The 18068-nt window shown below is 72.8% G+C and carries 16 protein-coding genes and 1 tRNA gene; 12 read left to right on the forward strand and 5 right to left on the reverse strand.

All coding sequences use genetic code 11. The features are described 5' to 3' along the window. Positions 1-96 precede the first annotated feature (96 nt). Both ACFV8H_RS08325 and ACFV8H_RS08330 read left to right on the forward strand, forming a co-directional pair. Complete coding sequence (locus ACFV8H_RS08325) at positions 97-1083, forward strand: sigma-70 family RNA polymerase sigma factor (RefSeq protein ID WP_375892770.1); 987 nt, start codon at positions 97-99, stop codon at positions 1081-1083. A gap of 136 nt (positions 1084-1219) precedes the next feature. Next, entirely contained in the window at positions 1220-1531 is a 312-nt protein-coding gene (locus ACFV8H_RS08330; protein WP_380397537.1) for a hypothetical protein, read from the forward strand. A gap of 8 nt (positions 1532-1539) precedes the next feature. On the opposite strand, the gene mscL is transcribed toward ACFV8H_RS08330, so the two are convergent. From mscL to ACFV8H_RS08350, 4 genes are all read right to left on the reverse strand, one after another. Beyond that, positions 1540-1956, reverse strand: a complete 417-nt coding sequence (gene mscL, locus ACFV8H_RS08335) for a large conductance mechanosensitive channel protein MscL (RefSeq protein WP_380397539.1) — start codon at positions 1954-1956, stop codon at positions 1540-1542. A gap of 571 nt (positions 1957-2527) precedes the next feature. Further along, positions 2528-2860, reverse strand: a complete 333-nt coding sequence (locus ACFV8H_RS08340) for an FmdB family zinc ribbon protein (protein ID WP_380397541.1) — start codon at positions 2858-2860, stop codon at positions 2528-2530. 126 nt (positions 2861-2986) lie between these two features. After that, positions 2987-4363, reverse strand: coding sequence for an MFS transporter (locus tag ACFV8H_RS08345; protein ID WP_380397543.1), 1377 nt, complete (start codon positions 4361-4363; stop codon positions 2987-2989). Positions 4364-4724: 361 nt separating this feature from the next. Continuing rightward, positions 4725-6209, reverse strand: a complete 1485-nt coding sequence (locus tag ACFV8H_RS08350; RefSeq protein WP_380397545.1) for a potassium/proton antiporter — start codon at positions 6207-6209, stop codon at positions 4725-4727. Between the two features lie 357 nt (positions 6210-6566). Between ACFV8H_RS08350 and ACFV8H_RS08355 the strand changes: the two genes are divergently transcribed. Further along, positions 6567-9287 (forward strand): penicillin acylase family protein, encoded by a 2721-nt coding sequence (locus ACFV8H_RS08355; protein ID WP_380397547.1) that lies wholly within the window; start codon positions 6567-6569, stop codon positions 9285-9287. Between the two features lie 136 nt (positions 9288-9423). Here ACFV8H_RS08355 and ACFV8H_RS08360 read toward each other — a convergent pair whose 3' ends face one another. Next, positions 9424-10014, reverse strand: coding sequence for a 5-formyltetrahydrofolate cyclo-ligase (locus tag ACFV8H_RS08360; protein WP_380397549.1), 591 nt, complete (start codon positions 10012-10014; stop codon positions 9424-9426). A gap of 61 nt (positions 10015-10075) precedes the next feature. On the opposite strand from ACFV8H_RS08360, the gene ACFV8H_RS08365 reads away from it, so the two are divergent. The 9 genes from ACFV8H_RS08365 (at position 10076) to ACFV8H_RS08405 (ending at position 18029) form a co-directional block, all read left to right on the forward strand. Continuing rightward, positions 10076-10981, forward strand: coding sequence for a GGDEF domain-containing protein (locus ACFV8H_RS08365; protein WP_375892758.1), 906 nt, complete (start codon positions 10076-10078; stop codon positions 10979-10981). Positions 10982-11032: 51 nt separating this feature from the next. Continuing rightward, positions 11033-11953: a UTP--glucose-1-phosphate uridylyltransferase GalU gene (gene galU, locus ACFV8H_RS08370; RefSeq protein WP_270144670.1), complete on the forward strand. Its 921-nt coding sequence runs from the start codon at positions 11033-11035 to the stop codon at positions 11951-11953. Positions 11954-11980: 27 nt separating this feature from the next. Further along, on the forward strand, positions 11981-13315 hold the full coding sequence (glp, locus tag ACFV8H_RS08375) for a gephyrin-like molybdotransferase Glp (RefSeq protein ID WP_380397551.1): 1335 nt from the start codon (positions 11981-11983) through the stop codon (positions 13313-13315). A 161-nt stretch (positions 13316-13476) separates the two neighbouring features. Then, a complete protein-coding gene (gene moaC, locus ACFV8H_RS08380) occupies positions 13477-13917 on the forward strand; it encodes a cyclic pyranopterin monophosphate synthase MoaC (RefSeq protein WP_380397647.1) in 441 nt (146 codons plus the stop codon). Between the two features lie 73 nt (positions 13918-13990). Next, positions 13991-14509 (forward strand): molybdenum cofactor biosynthesis protein B, encoded by a 519-nt coding sequence (locus ACFV8H_RS08385; RefSeq protein ID WP_375892755.1) that lies wholly within the window; start codon positions 13991-13993, stop codon positions 14507-14509. Positions 14510-14547: 38 nt separating this feature from the next. Continuing rightward, positions 14548-15132, forward strand: a complete 585-nt coding sequence (locus ACFV8H_RS08390) for a GNAT family N-acetyltransferase (protein ID WP_375892754.1) — start codon at positions 14548-14550, stop codon at positions 15130-15132. Positions 15133-15282: 150 nt separating this feature from the next. Next, a complete protein-coding gene (locus ACFV8H_RS08395) occupies positions 15283-16287 on the forward strand; it encodes a hypothetical protein (protein ID WP_380397553.1) in 1005 nt (334 codons plus the stop codon). Between the two features lie 72 nt (positions 16288-16359). Then, positions 16360-16433: transfer RNA gene (locus ACFV8H_RS08400), tRNA-Ala, on the forward strand. A 354-nt stretch (positions 16434-16787) separates the two neighbouring features. Beyond that, positions 16788-18029, forward strand: coding sequence for a glycosyltransferase 87 family protein (locus ACFV8H_RS08405; RefSeq protein WP_380397555.1), 1242 nt, complete (start codon positions 16788-16790; stop codon positions 18027-18029). Positions 18030-18068: the final 39 nt, after the last annotated feature.

Below are 18068 nucleotides of genomic sequence, written 5' to 3' on the forward strand. Positions count from 1 at the left end.
TTGGATCGTTACGTGTGAGCCCCTGGGGGCCCGCACTTCTTGCCCTCCAGGGGGGCAGGCAGGCAGACCTCGGCAACACCAGCAAAGGGAGCAAGCATGGCCACCCGTGCCGTCGTTCGCGACAGGGCCGACCGGACTCGCGCGGCCCGCCCGACCAACCTTGAGGCCGACCGCGACCTGGTCGGTATGTACCTCGACGAGATCGCCAGGACGCCCCTGCTCGATGCCGCCGAGGAGGTCGAGCTCTCGCTGCGGATCGAGGCCGGTGTGTACGCCCAGCACCTGCTGGAGGAGAGCGAACTCCCCGACGGCCGGCTCCCCGACGGCATCACGCGCGAGGAGCTGGAGACGATAGCCGCCGACGCCGAGCGCGCCAAGGACGTCTTCATCCGCTCGAACCTGCGCCTGGTGGTGGCCGTCGCCCGGCGCTACCCGCGCAGCGGCCTGCCCCTGCTGGACCTCATCCAGGAGGGCAACGCCGGTCTGGTGCGCGCCGTCGAGAAGTTCGACTACGCCAAGGGCTTCAAGTTCTCCACCTACGCGACGTGGTGGATCCGGCAGGCGATCACCCGCTCGATCGCCGACCAGTCCCGCACCATCCGGCTGCCCGTGCACCTGGTCGAGGAACTCGGCCGGATCCGCCGGGTGCAGCGGGAGAAGTCCAAGGAACTGGGCCGTGAGGCGGAGCCGGCCGAGATCGCGGCCGAGCTGGACACCACCGAGGCCCGGATCAAGGACGTGCTGGACTGGGCGCGGGACCCGGTCAGCCTCAACATGTCGGTCGACGACGAGGGCGAGACCCAGTTCGGCGACCTGGTGGAGGACACCGGGGCGACGTCCCCCGAGGACGCCGTGATGGTGATGCTCCGCCGCGAGGAGCTGGACGGCCTGATCGGGCGGCTGGACGACCGCACCGCCTCGATCATCCGCTCCCGCTACGGCATGGAGGACGGCCGCGAGCGCACCCTCACCGAGGTGGGCAAGCAGCACGGCCTCACCCGCGAGCGGATCCGGCAGATCGAGAAGCACGCCCTGGCCGAGCTCAAGAAGATCGCCGACCACGCGGGATTCGAGGCCGCCTGACGGCCGGCGGCCGAGGTCGACCACCCGGGCCCGGGTGCGGAGTGCTCCGCACCCGGGCCGGCGCATGTCGTCGGAAGCCTTGCGAGGCTTCTACGCTGAAAGGACAGGTCGGACCGCGAGCAGGGGAGTGGATGAGATGAGCGAGCAGGAACAAGGGCAGGCGCAGGAACCGGGGCGCGAACAGGGCCGGGACCGGGCGCGGGGGGCCACCCCCGCCCCTCCCTCCCCCTCCCTCCCACCCTCCGCCTCCTCCCCTCCCACCACCACCCCTCCCGCCTCCACCACCTCCACCCCCGCCAAGGCCCGCCTGGTCTTCCGTGACCCGCTGGACCAGCAGTCCCGGGACGACACCGACGCCGGCTGGGGCGATCGCCCCGGGGCGGGTGCCGGCGGTGGGCGGGGGCTGGACTGGTACCTGAGCCAGCGCCCGCCGCACCACGGTGACTGAGGGACTTCCTAGCGCGCCACGACCAGCGCGTCGCGGATCTCGGTCAGCAGTTGGACCTCCTTGGCCTCGGCCTCGGCCGCCACCTCGGCGACGCTCTTGCGCTTGGCCGCCATCCGGTTCATCGGCACGATCAGCACGAAGTAGACGACGGCGGCGGTGATCAGGAACTGCAGGACGGCGCTGAGTACCGACCCCCACAGGATGAGGATCCCGGACGTGACCTCACCGGTGGCGCTCACCTCGCAGGGCCCCTTGAGGCAGGAACTGTAGGACGCCAGGTCCTTCGTCCCGAACACGCCGACGATCGGATTGATCACGCCCTTGACGAAGGCGTTGACGATGTTGGTGAAGGCCGCGCCGATGACCACGGCGACGGCGAGTTCGACGACATTTCCACGCAGCAGGAATTCCTTGAAGCCTTTCATGCCGCCTCGAACGACGAAGTCGTCGCCTGGTTACGGGTGATCTTCCGGAGGCCCGGATTGACAACCCGTACGGCCCACGGCGCCGCCCGGGGGCGGTGGCAGCCCGGCCCGCGCGGGCCCGGAGGCGAGTGCCGCGGCCGCCGCGAGCAGCACCAGTGCGGGCACCCCGCCCCGCCGTCGGACGGCCCGGCGCCAGCGGTGCCACCCGCCGCAGCCGCGCCGGATCGGCGGGAAGCTCGGCACCTCCCGCCGGGGCGGTACGGAGGGGGCGGGCAGCGGGAGGGGCAAGGTCGTGGTCGTCATCGGGACACCTCCGGACTCGGTCGGGTCTTGCTCGGTGTCCCACACCTTGCGCGTTCTCGCTGTGCTCCGGAAGCCGATTCCCACAGCCTGTGGACAAACCCGCCCCTGTGGACAACTTCGTACACCCGCACGAGTTATTTCGATTCCGGAAGTTGACGGCGGCGCGCGGAGGGGCCCGCCCAGCGCGCGAAAGACCCGCCGCAACGCGCGAAAAGGCCCGCCGTCCCCGCGTGGAGCGGGGCCGACGGGCCTTCCCGTGAGACCGAGGTCAGCCGGCGGCCGGGGCCGGGCTGCTGGACGAGCTGGACGAGCTCGACATGCTCGAAGAACCGGACGACGAGCCGGCCGAGCCGGAGCCCGACGACGTCGAGGAGCCGGTCGACGAGCCGGAGGACGATCCTGAGCCCACCGAGCTGCTGGAGGACGAACGGCTGTCGGTCCGATAGAAGCCCGAGCCCTTGAATACGACGCCCACGGCCGAGAAGACCTTGCGGAGCCGTCCCTGGCAGTCGGGGCACGTGGTCAGCGCCTCGTCGGTGAACTTCTGCACCGCCTCCAGGCCGTTGCCGCACTCGGTGCACTGGTACTGGTACGTGGGCACTTGTCTTCCTCCTGGCACTCTCGCCTGATGAGTGCTAACGATGGTCAATGATGCGGTATTCCGTTGGATCAGTCCAGCGAATCCGGTGTGAGATGAGCCGGTACCGAGTCACCGACGACCGCGCGTTCAGCCCTTCGCGGCACCGACCAGCTGTGCCGCGCCGCCGAGGTCGGCCGAGGAGGCCACCACGCGGCCCGACCCGCCCGGGGCCACCAGCAGGTGCCGCAGCGACACCAGCGCGATGACACCCAGCCCGGCGCCGACCAGCGGCACCAGGAACCCGGCGGACGGCCCGTGGGCGTCGATCAGCCGCCCGGCCACCATCGAGCCGACCGCCAGGCCCAGGCCGATGGCGCCGGTCAGCCAGGTGAAGGCCTCGGTCTTGGCCCCGTCCTCGACCAGGGTCTCGACGAGGGTGTAGCCGCTGATCAGGGTCGGCGCGATGGCCAGGCCGCAGACCAGCGCGGCGATCGAGAGCGTGACCAGGTTCGGCATCGCCCACAGCGTGGAGCAGCCCGCCACCAGCAGCGCGTAGCTGACCACCATCCGCTGCTGGACGGCCCGCCGCCAGGCGATGACGCCGTAGAGCACGCCCGCGACCATCGAGCCGCCGGCGAAGATCCCGTACACGGTGCCGGCCGCGTCGTGCTGGCCGACCGAGTCGGCGAAGGCGTTCACCGAGACCTGCATGCCGCCGAACACGGCCCCGACCCCGAGGATCACCCCGGCCAGCAGCCGGACGCCGGGGGAGGACAGTGCGGAGGCGCGCCGGACGCCGGGCTCCGGGGTGATCCGGGCGGGTGCGGTGCGGCGCTGGGCGGCGAAGACCAGGCCGCCGACGAAGGTCAGCGCGGCCTCGACGACCAGGGCGGTGGCCGGGTTCACCGAGGTGGCGATGTTGGCGGCCAGGATCGGGCCGATCACGAACGTGAACTCGTCCGTCACGGACTCGAAGGCGAAGGCGGTGCTCACCTTGGCCGACGCGGAGGCGGACGCGCCCTCGGCGCCGATGGTGGCGATCCAGCGGGCCCGGACCATCGCGCCGATCTGCGGAACGCTCGCGCCGGCCGGGACGGCGGCCAGGAACAGGCTCCAGGCGGGCGCGTGGCCGAGCGCCAGCGCGATCAGCAGGCCGACCGAGGCCGCGTGCACCACGACGGTCGGGACGAGGACGGCGGCCTGCCCGTACCGGTCGGCGAGCCGTCCGGTCTGCGGGCCGATCAGGGCCTGGGCGACGGCGGCGATGGCCGTGACGGTGCCCGCGGTGCCGTAGGAGCCGTGGGTGTCCTTGACCAGGAGCAGGATGCCCATGCTGAGCATCGCGTAGGGCATGCGCGCGATGAAGGCGGGGGCCAGGAAGGTCCAGGCTCCGGGCGTGCGCAGCAGCGCGCCGTACCCGACCTTGGCCGGTGTCGCGGCGTCGGTGGTCGCGCTGTTCGGGGTGCTGTCCGCGGTGTCCGGAGCGCTGTCCGCGGTGGTCTCGACCGTTCGGCGGGCCGTCACGGTCGGTCCTTCCTGCTGCCTGGTAGCGCGGCAGGGCATGGGGTGGCCCCGACGGCGCCGAGAGTCGTCCTCTCGCGCGTCGACCGGGGTAGATACCGGGCCGGCCGGGCCTGGTGGGCCGGGGCCGGACCGCGGCCGCCGAGCGGTCGCGCCAACTCTGCGTCAGGCAGATGCTGGGGGTGTTCTAACGGTAGTCATACGGCGTGGTCGTACCACCATACAGTTACGCGCGTAGATCCCGCCAGGCCACCCAGAACATCCGAGCCACCCAGGCCCCTCAGGCCGCCTGAGTCACCCAAGCCACCCAAGCAACCCGAGGCGTCCGGCTCCCCGGCCACCCCCCAGCCGCCCCGGCGGCGCCTCAGCGCCCGTTCAGCCACCCCGCCAGCTTGCCGCCCTTGTCCACGGCCCGCAGCCGCCGCTCGGCCGCCTCGCCGACCTCGTCCGTGGTGACCACCAGCAGCTCGTCCCCGCCGCGCAGCATCGTCGCCTTGTCCGGCACGAAGGAGCTGCCGTCCCGCACGACCAGGGTGACCGCTGCCCCCTTGGGCAGCCGCAGCTCGCTGATCTCCACGCCGGACATCCGGGAGGTCGGCGACAGCGTGACCGAGAGCAGGTGCCCGTGCAGCTTCTCCAGTGGCGCGGACTCGATGTCGAGGTCCTGGCCCATGGCGCCCTCGCCGATCCGCAGCCGCTTGGCCATCCAGGGCAGGGTCGGGCCCTGGAGCAGGGTGAAGACCACGACCAGGATGAAGACGATGTTGAACACGTCGTCGGCCTTGTGGGCTCCGGAGACCACCGGGATGGTGGCGAGGACGATGGGCACCGCCCCGCGCAGTCCGGCCCAGCTCAGCAGTGCCTGTTCGCGGACGGGCACCTTGAACGGGGTGAGCGTGAGGACCACGGACAGCGGCCGGGCGAGGAAGACCAGCACCCCGCCGACCACCAGCGCGGGGACCACCGCGTCGCCCATGGTCTCGGGCGAGGCGAGCAGGCCGAGCAGCACGAACATCCCGATCTGCCCGATCCAGGCGAGACCGTCGGCGAAGCCGCGGACGGCCGGGCCGTGCGGCAGCTTGGAGTTCCCGAGGATCACCGCGCTGATGTAGACGGCGAGGAAGCCGGAGCCGTGCAGCAGCGCGCCGCCGGCGTAGGCGAGCACGGTCAGGGCGACCACGGCGATCGGGTACAGGCCGGAGGACGGCAGGGCGACGTGCTTGACGGCGAACGCGCCGAGCTTGCCGACGGCCAGGCCCACCGCGGCGCCGATCGCCAGTTCGGCGGCGATCGTGGCGAGCAGCACGTACCAGGAGTCCAGCTCGCCGGTCGAGGCGAAGGCGACGACCAGGATGACCACGGGTGCGTCGTTGAAGCCGGACTCGGCCTCCAGCAGGCCGGTGAGCCGGTGCGGCAGCGGGACCATCCGCAGCACCGAGAAGACGGCGGCGGCGTCGGTGGAGGAGACGATCGCGCCGAGCAGCAGTGAGGTGCGCCAGTCCAGGCCGACCAGCCAGTGCGCGCCGGCCGCGGTGACGAAGACGCTGACGCCGACGCCGACGGTGGCCAGCACGGTGGCCGCCGGCATGGCCGGTCTGACCTCGCGCCAACTGGTCTTGAGGCCGCCCTCGGCGAGGATCACCACGAGTGCCGCGTAGCCGAGCACCTGGGTCAGTTCGGCGTTGTTGAAGGTGACGCCGATCCCGTTCTGGCCCAGTGCCACGCCGATCCCGAGGTAGATCAGCAGACTGGGCAGCCCTGATCGGGTCGAGAACCGGACGGCGACCACTGCGAAGAGCAGGATCACGGAGGCTTCGAGCAGGAGCTGGTTCAGGTGGGCGACGTTCACGCAGTGGCACCTCGGGCAGGCATGGGCGGGCGGGGTGTCAGGTGGTGCCGGGCCGGGCGGTGCCGGACCGTCGACCCGTTAAGAAGTCGTCAATGCTCCTGTTGCGGATCGTTACTCAGTCTAACATTTTGCCATATCTTTAGTTTCATTGCCTACTTCCTTCCTCGTCGCGCCCGCCGTGCGTGCCCTCGGGGCGCCCACCAGCCCCTTCCGGGCCGCCCGTTGACCGCCTCCGATCCCGCCGGGAGCGTCCCCCGTGCACGCCGGCCGTCCGACTCGGCCTAATGTGGTGCCCTGTCACGGCCCCAGGCCCTGGACACGCCCGCCCGCCCCGAAGTCAGGACCGCAAGGACCCAGATGCCCCGCTCGAAGAAGTTCCGGCGCGCCCGTCTGATCGTGATCGTGCTGGTCGTGCTGCTGGTGGCCGGTGTCGGCTACGGCGGCTACCGCGGGGTCACCGCGGTCCGCGCCTCCTTCCCGGAGGTGGACGGCACGGTCAAGGTGGCGGGCCTGAGCGCGCCGGTCGACGTCAAGCGCGACGCCAACGGCATCCCGCAGCTGTACGCGGACACCGGCGAGGACCTGTTCCGCGCCCAGGGCTACGTCCAGGCCCAGGACCGCTTCTGGGAGATGGACGTCCGGCGGCACATCACCGCGGGCCGGCTGTCCGAGATGTTCGGCGACGGCCAGGTCGACACCGACTCCTTCATCCGCACCATGGGCTGGCGGCAGGTGGCGCAGAAGGAGTACGACACCAAGCTCTCGCCGGAGACCAAGAAGTACCTCCAGGCCTACGCGGACGGCGTGAACGCCTGGCTCGCCGAGCACCCCGGCGGGGAGAAGGCCTCGCTGGAGTACGCCATGCTCGGCGCGGTCAACAGCGGCTACAAGCCCGAGCAGTGGACCCCGGTCGACTCGGTGGCCTGGCTCAAGGCGATGGCCTGGAACCTCTCCGGGAACCTCCAGGAGGAGATCGACCGCTCGCTGCTGGCCCAGGACTTCGGCCCGGACAAGATCGCCGAGCTGTACCCGGACTACCCGTACGCCCGCAACGGCACGATCGTGAAGACCGGCACCGTCAACGGCGACACCTACCGTCCGGCCGACGGCTCGACCCCCGCCGGCGCCGCCCCCGGCGCGGGCACCGCCCAGGGCGCGGCCACCACCAAGGCGCTGCTGCAGGGCCTCACCGACCGGATCGACGGGATGCCGCAGCTGCTCGGCCGCCCCGGCCAGGGCATCGGTTCCAACTCCTGGGTGGTCGCCGGCTCGCACACCACCACCGGCAAGCCGCTGCTGGCCAACGACCCGCACCTCGGCCCCGGCCTGCCCTCGGTCTGGTACCAGATGGGCCTGCACTGCCGGACCGCCTCGCCGGCCTGCCAGTTCGACGTCACCGGGTTCACCTTCGCCGGCATGCCCGGCGTGGTGATCGGCCACAACAAGGACGTAGCCTGGGGCTTCACCAACCTGGGCGCCGACGTGACCGACCTCTACCTGGAGAAGGTCACCGGCCCGGACACCTACCAGGTGGACGGCAAGGACGAGAAATTCGACCTCCGCAAGGAGACCATCAAGGTCGCCGGCGGCGAGGACCGCACCATCACCGTCCGCACCACCCGCACCGGCGCCCCGCTCATCTCGGACGTCAGCACCGAGCAGCAGAACGTCGGCAAGTACGCCCCCAACGGCAGCTCCGCTCCCGACCGCGGCACCGGCGGCTACGGCGTCGCCCTGCAGTGGACGGCGCTCAGCCCGGGCAGGACCATGGACGCGGTCTTCGAACTGGACCGGGCCCGCAACTGGGACGAGTTCCGCGCCGCCGCCAAGGACTTCGCCGTCCCCGCGCAGAACCTGATCTACGCCGACAGCAAGAACATCGGCTACCAGGCCCCGGGCGTCATCCCGGTGCGCGGCAAGGGCGACGGCTCGATGCCGGCCCCGGGCTGGGACTCCTCGTACCAGTGGAAGCCGGACCCGGTCCCCTTCACCGCCCTGCCGTACAGCCTCAACCCGGCGGCCGGCTACATCGTCACCGCCAACCAGGCCGTGGTGGACCCGAGCTACAAGTACAGCCTCACCAAGGACTGGGAGTACGGCACCCGGGCCAAGGAGATCACCGACCAGATCGAGGGCCTGCTCAAGAACAACGGCAAGATCTCGCCGGACGACATGCAGACCCTCCAGCTGGACAACACCAGCATCATGGCCAAGACGCTGGTCCCGCTGCTGCTCAAGCAGCGGATCGACGACCCCTACGTGCGCGAGGCCCAGGACCTGCTCAAGGACTGGAACTTCCACCAGGACGCCGACTCGGCCGCCGCCGCCTACTACAACGGCGTCTGGCGCAACCTGCTCAGCCTGGCCTTCGGGCAGAAGTTCCCGGCCGACATCCGGGCCAAGGACAACTGCCTGCTGGTGCGCCAGCAGGACGACCCGACCAAGCCGGACAGCTCCAGCAAGATCGTCACCCAGTGCGGCACCCGCGACCCGAGCAAGGCCCAGCCGGACGGCGGCGACCGCTGGACCGAGGTCGTGCGCGCCCAGCTCGACAAGCCCGACAGCTCCTGGTGGACGTACATCGACTCCGACCACAAGGAGCAGAAGGGCCTGGACAACCTGCTCAAGGAGGCGATGAAGAACGCCCGGCAGGACCTGACCTCGCTGCTCGGCAAGGACATCTCCACCTGGAGCTGGGGCCGCCTGCACAAGCTGGAGCTGCGCGAGCAGACCCTCGGCACCGACAACTCCTCGATCGCCTCCGGCCTCGTCCACAAGCTGCTCAACCGCGGCCCGTACCGCCTCTCCGGCGGCTCGGCGGCGGTCGACGCGGCCGGCTGGAACGCGGCGGCGGGCTACCAGGTGGACTGGATCCCGTCGATGCGGATGGTGGTCGACCTGAACGACCTGGACTCCTCGCGCTGGGTCAACGTCGGCGGCGCCTCGGGCCACGCCTTCCACCAGAACTACAACGACCAGACCGACCTCTGGCTCAAGGGCAAGCTGCTGACCTGGGCCTACACGCCGGACGCGGTCGAGAAGGCCACCAAGCACAAGCTGGTGCTCACCACGGGCTGAGGCCCGTCCCGAGCCCGAGCGGCCCCGCCCTCCTCCTGGGGAGAGCGGGGCCGCCGCCGTTTCAGCCGCGGCCGTCCCGACCGCCGTCGTCCCGACCGCCGTCGTCCCGACCGCCGCCGTTTCAGCCGCCGCGGTCTCAGCCGCCGCCGTCCCGGCCGAGCGCCCGCACCCCCGAGGGCGTGACCGCCAGGTCCACCGGCAGGTCGTGCGGCTCGGCCGGCACCCGCTCCAGCAGCTCGTGCTCGTACAGCAGCACCGCCAGGACCGGCCGCGCCCCGGCCCGCTCCAGCCGGGCCAGCACCCGGTCGTAGCTGCCCCCGCCGCGGCCCAGCCGCAGCCCGGCGGCGTCCACCGCCAGGCCCGGCAGCAGCACCACCGAGGCCCCCGTGACGGCCTCCGGCCCGAGCCGCGGCCCGACCGGCTCCAGCAGCCCGCGCCCGGCCGCGGCCAGCGCCGCCGGCCCCGCGTACTCGGCCCAGTCCAGGTCGTTGTCGGGCAGCAGCACCGGCAGCAGCACCCGGACGCCGCTCTCCCGCAGCGCGTCCAGCAGCGGCCGCGTCCCGGGCTCCGCGCCCACCGACACGTACGCGGCCACCGTGCTGCCCGGCGCGGCCAGCTCCCGCGCGTGTCCGGCCAGCGCGAGCGCGGCCCGCGCGCGCCCCTCGGCGGTGAGTGCGCGGCGCCGCGTCAACAGCCGTGTCCTCAGGTCGCTCTTCTCGTTGTGCACCGGATCCTCCACGTCCGAAAACCGTGACGCGCAGAGCCTGACACGCGAAAGGGCGCCCCGATTGTCCACCCCGTTGCTGGTCCAGGCCCTGGCCGCGCTGAGCGCCCCCGCGCTGGCCGGCGCCACCGTGCTCGGACTGCGCGCGCGCCGGGAGCGGGCCGGGGCGGCCGCCGACCGGGAACGGCTGACCGGCCGGATCGCCGAACTGGAGGAGCGCTGCGCCGAGCTGGAGCGGACCGCCTCCTGCGACCCGCTCACCGGCGTCTGGAACTACCGCCACCTGCAGCTCACCCTGGACCGGGAGATCGAACGGGCCCGCCGCGCCGAGCACACCGGCCAGGCCGAGGGCCCGCGCCCGCTGGCCGTCCTGCTGCTGGAGATCGCCGGCTTCGACGCGGTGCTCGCCGAGCACGGCCGGGCCCGCGGCAACGCGATACTGCGCGACCTCGCCCAGCGGCTCGCCATGGAGATCCGCCGCGCCGACACCCTGGGCCGCTACAGCGGCGAGGAGTTCCTGGTGGTGCTCCCGGACACCGGCGCCGAGGGCGCCGCGCAGGTCGCCGAGCGGCTGGTCTGGTCGGTGCGCCGGCACCTGCTGCTCGACTGGTCCTCCGGCACCCGGGCGCCCCGTCCGGCCGGGGGCAACGGCCTGACCGCCGCCGTCGGCATCGCCGTGCTCCCCGAGGACGGCGCCCACGCGGCCGTCCTGCTGCGCTCCGCCGACGGGGCCCTGGCCGCCGCCCGCCGCGCCGGCGGCGACTGCTGGCGGCTGGCACCGGGCCCCGGCCGCCCCGCCGGGCCCCGTGAGCAGCCCGCATCCGGGCCGGAGCGGGCGCCGACTCCCGAACGTGACCGTTCGGAAAAGCCGGGTAGTCTGTCGGCCTGTACCGGAGGGGACCCCCTGGCCCAGCCGGTCGCTTCCCATACGCCCGCCACCGTGGCCGTGCCCCGGGACGTGCTGTCCTAGCCGCCCGACCGCGCTCGGCCGGGCGAAAACGTGCCTGAGTAAGGTAAACGCATGACGACGACCACCTCCCGTATTCCGGTAACCAAGGCCGTGGTACCCGCGGCCGGACTGGGCACCCGCTTCCTCCCGGCGACCAAGGCCACCCCGAAGGAGATGCTGCCCGTCGTCGACAAGCCGGCCATCCAGTACGTCGTCGAGGAGGCCTCCGCCGCCGGCCTCTCCGACATACTGATGGTCACCGGCCGCAACAAGCGCGCGCTGGAGGACCACTTCGACCGCGCCTACGAGCTGGAGGAGCTGCTCGTCCGCAAGGGCGACGAGGACCGCCTGCGCCGGGTCCGCGAGTCCGTCGAGCTGGCCAACATGCACTACGTCCGCCAGGGCGACCCGAAGGGCCTCGGCCACGCCGTCTCCGTCGCGGAGCAGCACGTCGCCGGCCAGCCCTTCGCCGTCCTCCTCGGCGACGACCTGATCGACCCGCGCGACCCGCTGCTCGCCCGCATGATCGAGGTGCAGCAGGAGCTCGGCGGCTCGGTCGTCGCCCTCATGGAGGTCGACCCCTCCCAGATCCACCTCTACGGCTGCGCGGCCGTCAAGGCGAACGGCTTCGGCGAGGACGTCTTCCAGGTGACCGACCTGGTCGAGAAGCCCGAGCCGGGCGAGGCGCCCTCCAACTACGCCGTCATCGGCCGCTACGTCCTCGACCCGCTGGTCTTCGACGTGCTGCGCGAGACCCCGCCCGGCCGCGGCGGCGAGATCCAGCTCACCGACGCCCTGCGCGAGCTGACCACCCGCGACGCCGAGGCCGGCGGCCAGGTGCACGGCGTGCTCTTCAAGGGCCGCCGCTACGACACCGGCGACCGCGCCGACTACCTGCGCGCTATCGTCCGACTGGCCGCCGAACGCGAGGACCTGGGCCCGGAGTTCCGCTCCTGGCTGCGGGAGTTCGTCGGTTCCGAGCTGCAGGACTGATCTCACGACACAGAGAGCGAGCCGCCGATGACCCGGTCCACGGAGCACACCACCACCCCCGCAGCCTGCTGCGACGGGTCCGCGGACCGGGCACCGGCGGCTCCTCGCTTCTGGACGGTGGACGAGCACCGCGCCGACGTCCTGGCCGCGGTCGGCCCGCTGCCCGCGATCGAGCTCCAGCTGCTCGACGCCCAGGGCTGCCGGCTGGAGGAGGACGTGGTCGCCGAGGGCGACCTGCCGCCCTTCGACAACAGCTCGATGGACGGCTACGCCGTCCGCACCGCCGACACCCGGGGCGCCACCGAGGCCTACCCCTCGGTGCTCGCCGTGGTCGGCGACATCGCGGCCGGCGCGGGCGACCTGCCCAAGGTCGGCCCCGGCCGGGCCGCCCGGATCATGACCGGCGCCCCGGTGCCGCCCGGCGCCCAGGCGGTCGCCCCGGTCGAGTGGACCGACGGCGGCACCGGCACCGGGACGGCCGCCGCCGCGATGACCGCGCCGGTGCCGGACGAGGAGGTCCGGGTGCTGCGCCCGGTCGCGGAGGGCGCCCACATCCGCCGCCGCGGCAGCGACGTCGCCGCCGGCACCACCGTCCTGGAGGCCGGTACCCGGCTCGGCCCCACCCAGCTCGGCCTGCTCGCCGCGATCGGCCGGGCCACCGTGAAGGTCCGCCCGCGGCCCCGGGTCGTGGTGCTCTCCACCGGCAGCGAGCTGGTCCAGCCCGGCGAGCCGGTCGGGCCCGGGCAGATCTCCGACTCCAACAGCTTCACCCTCACCGCGGCCGCCCAGGAGGCCGGCGCCATCGCCTACCGGGTCGGTGCCGTCCCCGACGACGCGGACCGGCTGCGCGCCGTGCTGGAGGAGCAGCTCGGCCGGGCCGACCTGATCGTCACCAGCGGCGGGGTCAGCGTCGGCGCGTACGACGTGGTCAAGGAGGTCTTCGAGTCCTACGGGGGAGTCGACTTCCGCAAGCTGCGGATGCAGCCCGGCAAGCCCCAGGGCTTCGGCCGGATCGGCGGCGCGGCCGGGGTGCCGCTGCTCGCCCTGCCGGGCAACCCGGTGAGCGCCTACATCTCCTTCGAGCTCTTCGTCCGCCCGGTGATCCGCACCATGCTGGGCGCGAGCGACGTCCACCGCCCGGTGGTGCGCGCGCTCTGCCCGTCCGCGCTGCGCTCCCCGGCCGGGCGCCGGCAGTTCCTGCGCGGCCGGTACGCGGCGGACGGCACCGTGCGGCCGGTGGGCGCCGCCGACTCGCACCTGGTCGGGGCGCTGGCCCGGGCGAACTGCCTGATCACCGTTCCCGAGGAGGTCACCGAGCTGCCCGCCGGCAGCGAGGTCGACGTGGTGCTGCTGGACTCCTGAGCGTTCCGCGGGCGGCGGGTCAGCAGCGCCCGAAGGCGAGCGGGCGGGAGCGGAGCGGTACGGTAGCGCGGTATTCGACCTGCGCGCCCCTGGAGTTACCCGTGACGACACCGAATCCCGGCGACCGCCTCACCCACGTCGACGACCGGGGCGCCGCCCGGATGGTCGACGTCTCCGAGAAGGCCACCACCGCGCGCACCGCCGTCGCGGCCGGGCGGGTCAGGGTCTCGCCGCGGGTGGTGGCGCTGCTGCGCGGCGAGGGCGTGCCGAAGGGCGACGCCCTCGCGGTGGCCCGGATCGCCGGGATCATGGGCGCCAAGCGGACCCCGGACCTGATCCCGCTCTGCCACCCGATCGCGGTCTCCGGCGTCGAGGTCGACCTCACCGTCGGCGACGACGCGGTCGAGATCACCGCCACCGTGCGGACCGCCGACCGCACCGGTGTCGAGATGGAGGCGCTGACCTCGGTGACGGTCGCCGCGCTGACCGTGATCGACATGGTCAAGGCGGTCGACAAGGGCGCGAGCATCGAGTCCGTCCGGGTGCTCAGCAAGACCGGCGGCAAGAGCGGCGACTGGTTCGCACCGGAGGTCCCGGCGTGAGCGAGCGGAGCGAGCGAGCCGTCAAGAGGTGCGGATGGGCGAATGCCCCTGCCGAGCGAAGCGAGGTGGGCGCATGAAGGCGCTCGCGGTGACGGTCTCCAACCGGGCCTCGGCCGGGGTGTACGAGGACAAGGGCGGCCCGCTGCTGGTGGCGGGCCTGACCGCGATGGGCTTCACCGTCGACGGCCCGCGGGTCGTCCCGGACGGCGAGCCGGTCGAGGCCGTCCTGCGCGAGGCCGTCGCCGCCGGCTACGACGTGGTGCTGACCACCGGCGGCACCGGCATCTCGCCGATGGACCTCACCCCCGAGATGACCGCCCGGGTGATCGACCGGCAGGTCCCCGGCATCGCCGAGGCCGTCCGCGCGTACGGCCGCGACAAGGTGCCGACCGCGGCGCTCTCCCGCGGGCTGTCCGGGCTCGCCGGACGTACCCTGATCGTCAACCTGCCGGGCTCGACCGGCGGCGTCAAGGACGGTCTGGCCGTCCTGGAGCCGCTGCTCGCGCACGCCGTCGACCAGCTCGGCGGCGGGGACCACCCCCGGCCCGACGCACCGGCTTCCGGGACCGAAGCATCGAGGAGAGGGCACTGAACGCCGGCTGGCCGGTAGAACTCCACGAGGGGGAGGTCGTGCTGCGCCCGATCCGGGCCCGCGACCAGCGCGAGTGGCAGGAGGTGAGCCGCCGCAACCGGGACTGGCTGCGGCGCTGGGAGGCCACCGTGCCGCCCGGCCCGGCCGGCCAGGCCGCCGGGCCCCGCCCGACCTACCGGCAGATGGTCCGCTTCCTGCGCGGCGAGGCCTCGGCGGGCCGGATGCTGCCCTTCGTGGTGCTCCACAAGGGCCAGCTGGTCGGCCAGTTGACCGTCGGCGGGATCACCTGGGGCTCGATGTGCTCGGCCAACGTCGGCTACTGGATCGACGAGGCGGTGGCCGGCCGGGGCATCATGCCGACGGCCGTGGCGCTGTCGGTGGACCACTGCTTCCACACCCTCGGACTGCACCGGATCGAGGTCTGCATCCGCCCGGAGAACGGCCCGAGCCGACGGGTGGTGGAAAAGCTCGGCTTCCGTGCGGAGGGAATGCGCCCGCGCTATCTCCACATCGACGGGGACTGGCGGGACCACCTGGTCTACGCCCTGACCGCCGAGGAGGTCCCGGAGGGGATGCTGGAACGCTGGCGGGCGCTCAGTTCCGGCCGCGAGCCACGTAATTGAATATTTGTTCGAAAGAAATATCGATATGGCATCGGCCCGGTGGCGGACCGTCACAAACACCGGCAAAATAGTCGGAGAATCAGCTTGATCACACGACACGCCGCGCCAAATTGCTGCCGGGCCTTCCCCGTCGCCCGTACGGTGTGAATCGTGAGCAGTAGCGGCCTTATCTACGCCGTCATCGTAGGGGCCTGGGCCGCCTATCTGGTGCCCATGTGGCTCCGCAGGCAGGACGAACTCAACGAGGCGCGCCCGACGGAACGCTTCAGCACCGCCATCCGCCTGCTGGCCGGGCGTTCGGCGCTGGAGCGACGGGCAGCCCGGGCCCTGGGTGACGAATCGCGTGACGACGAGCACAGCAGCGACGGCCCCCCCGAGCGGGACGCGGCCGACTCCGGCGACCCCGCCGTGCGGGAGCCCGAACCACCGGTGGAGCGGCCGGCCGAACGACCGGCCCCGGTACGGCAGGTCGGGTCCGAGCGCCGGGCGCTGCTGCTGGCCCGTCGGCGCCGGATGGTCACCGCCCTCTTCCTGGCCTTCGCGCTCGGCGCGGTGGTCGCCGCGGTGGCGGGCCTGGCCTTCCTCTGGGTCCCGGCCGTGCCGGCGGTCCTGCTCACCCTCTACATCGGCCACCTGCGCAAGTTGGAGCGCCAGCGGTACGAGGTGAAGCTGGACCGCGACCGGGCCGCCCAGGCGGCCGAGCGGCTGCGCCAGCGCGAGCGCCAGCGCGCCGAGGCCCCGGCGGACGACCGGCCGACGGTCGAGGCGCCCGCCCCGGACGACGACGCCCCGCCCGCGCCCGCCGGGCACCGCTCCGGCCGCCGTCCGCACCTGCGGCTGGCCGCCGATCCGGAGCAGGCCACCGTCGCGGTGCCCTCCGCCTCCGCGGTGGCCGAGGCGACCGAGCACGAGGAGTGGGTCGACGGCATGCGCGAGCGCGGTGCGGCCGGCCCCGACTCCTGGGAGCCGGTGCCCGTCCCGCTGCCGACCTACGTCACCGCGCCGGTCGCCCCCCGGGTCTCCCGCGGGCTGGACCTCTCGGCCCCCGGCACCTGGACCGCCGGCCGGCCCGCCGAGTCCCGCACCACCCCGCTGTTCGACCAGTACGCCGAAGCCCCGGCTCCGCAGTCCCGCCCCCGCGCGGCCAACGAATGACCGCCGTGACCGCCCCCGACCAGGGGGGTGGTCACGGACCCCCTCCGAAAGGTGCTAGAGTTTCTTCTCGTTGGGGCTGTGGCGCAGTCCGGTAGCGCACCTCGTTCGCATCGAGGGGGTCAGGGGTTCGAATCCCCTCAGCTCCACCCAACGGACCGGTTCCGACCGGCCCAGCAAATCCCGCCGGGAGTTCAACTCCCGGCGGGATTTCGCGTTTTGACGCTCCGGAAGCCCCGGGCCGTCCGCTCCGTGACCGAGCTCACAACGCCCTCGCCGGGCGGAATTCGTTGTGCTTCCGGGCCCAGGGGACTCTCAGAGGGGTCGGTTATGGTGGGTGGGCCCAGACGGTGACGAGGGAACGATCTGGTCTATCTCAACGGGGTGCCATCGCGGTGCGCGAGTTCGGTCTGACACGGTGGACGCGACAGGCGGACCCGGAGGGGCCCGAGGGCGGCCCGGCGAGCGGAAGACCGAATTCCTGGACCATCGCGGCGGCCTGCGTGGCCGTGGTGTCGGTGGCGGCCTTCGTCCTCCAGCGGCACCTGCACGGGGCGAACATGGTCGACATGCTCGTCTACCGGGCCGAGGGCCAGGCCGTGGTCAACGGCGACGACCTGTACGCGATGCGGCTGCCCGGCTGGGACCTCCCGGCCACCTACCCGCCGTTCGCCGCGATGCTGTTCGTGCCGAGCACCTGGTTCGACGTGAGCCCGCTGCGGATCCTGGTGACGCTCGGCAACTACGCGCTGCTCGGCCTGGCCGTGCACCTGTCGCTCAAGCTGGTCGGCTGGCCCGCCCGGCGCTACCGGACGGCGGCCACCGTCCTCGCCGCCGGCCTCGCGGTCTGGCTGGAGCCGGTCTACACCACCTTCCAGTACGGCCAGGTCAACCTGGGCATCCTCTGCCTGGTGCTGTGGGACCTCACCCGCCCGGACCGCAGCCGGTCCAAGGGCGTGGGCATCGGCCTCGCCACCGCGATCAAGATCACCCCGGGGCTGTTCACCGTCTACCTGTTCCTGACCGGCCGGACCAGGGCCGCCCTGGTCTCCATCGCCACCTTCCTGGCGGCCGGCCTGGTCGGCTGCGCCGTGCTGCCGGACGCCTCGTACGGGTTCTGGGCCAAGTACCTGTGGGACCCGAGCCGGGTCGGCGTCACCGTGCTGGTCGACAACCAGTCGCTGCGCGGGGCCGTCTGCCGGCTGCTCGACGTCAACGACCCCGGCACGGTCGGGCTGATCGCCTCCGCGCTGGTCGCCACGCTCGGGCTCGGGGTGGCCGTGCTCGCCGGGCGATCCGCCCGGGTGCTGCGCCGGGCCGACGCCTGGGGCGGCGTCTGCGCCGCCCTCACCGCGCTGCTGGTCTCGCCGATCAGCTGGACCCACCACTGGGTGTGGTGCCTCCCGCTGATCGCCCTGCTGGCCGCGGAGGCCCGCAGCGCCGGCCGGCGGGTGCTGCTCGGCGTGACGCTGGCGGTGTTCCTCTCCCACGTGATGTGGGCCGTGCCGCACCGCTGGGGCCGCGGCGTCGCCTGGTACTGGCAGCTGCCCGGCTCGATCTACCCGCCGCTGGCGGTCGCCGTCCTGGTCGTCATCGGCCTGCGGCTGTACCGGGCCCGGCGGCAGGCCGTGGACGCCTCGGCCGGCGCCTGGGCGCTGCTCGGCGCCAAGCTCGACCACGACCACGACGACCGCAAGCACGACGACGACCGCGACCGCGACCCCGCCCTGAGCAACCGGACCTGACGGACCGGACCTCACGGACCAGAGACGGACCAGAGCCGA

This window comes from Kitasatospora sp. NPDC059827 (assembly GCF_042731675.1).
In the GTDB taxonomy this organism is placed as follows: Bacteria; Actinomycetota; Actinomycetes; order Streptomycetales; family Streptomycetaceae; genus Kitasatospora.

Bases quoted from the DNA above. Each gene is read 5' to 3' on its own strand.
- mscL (WP_380397539.1), bottom strand. From the start codon at position 1,956: ATGAAAGGCTTCAAGGAATTCCTGCTGCGTGGAAATGTCGTCGAACTC.
- ACFV8H_RS08355 (WP_380397547.1), top strand. From the start codon at position 6,567: ATGCCCCGCTCGAAGAAGTTCCGGCGCGCCCGTCTGATCGTGATCGTG.
- ACFV8H_RS08325 (WP_375892770.1), top strand. From the start codon at position 97: ATGGCCACCCGTGCCGTCGTTCGCGACAGGGCCGACCGGACTCGCGCG.
- galU (WP_270144670.1), top strand. From the start codon at position 11,033: ATGACGACGACCACCTCCCGTATTCCGGTAACCAAGGCCGTGGTACCC.
- ACFV8H_RS08330 (WP_380397537.1), top strand. From the start codon at position 1,220: ATGAGCGAGCAGGAACAAGGGCAGGCGCAGGAACCGGGGCGCGAACAG.
- moaC (WP_380397647.1), top strand. From the start codon at position 13,477: ATGGTCGACGTCTCCGAGAAGGCCACCACCGCGCGCACCGCCGTCGCG.
- ACFV8H_RS08385 (WP_375892755.1), top strand. From the start codon at position 13,991: ATGAAGGCGCTCGCGGTGACGGTCTCCAACCGGGCCTCGGCCGGGGTG.
- glp (WP_380397551.1), top strand. From the start codon at position 11,981: ATGACCCGGTCCACGGAGCACACCACCACCCCCGCAGCCTGCTGCGAC.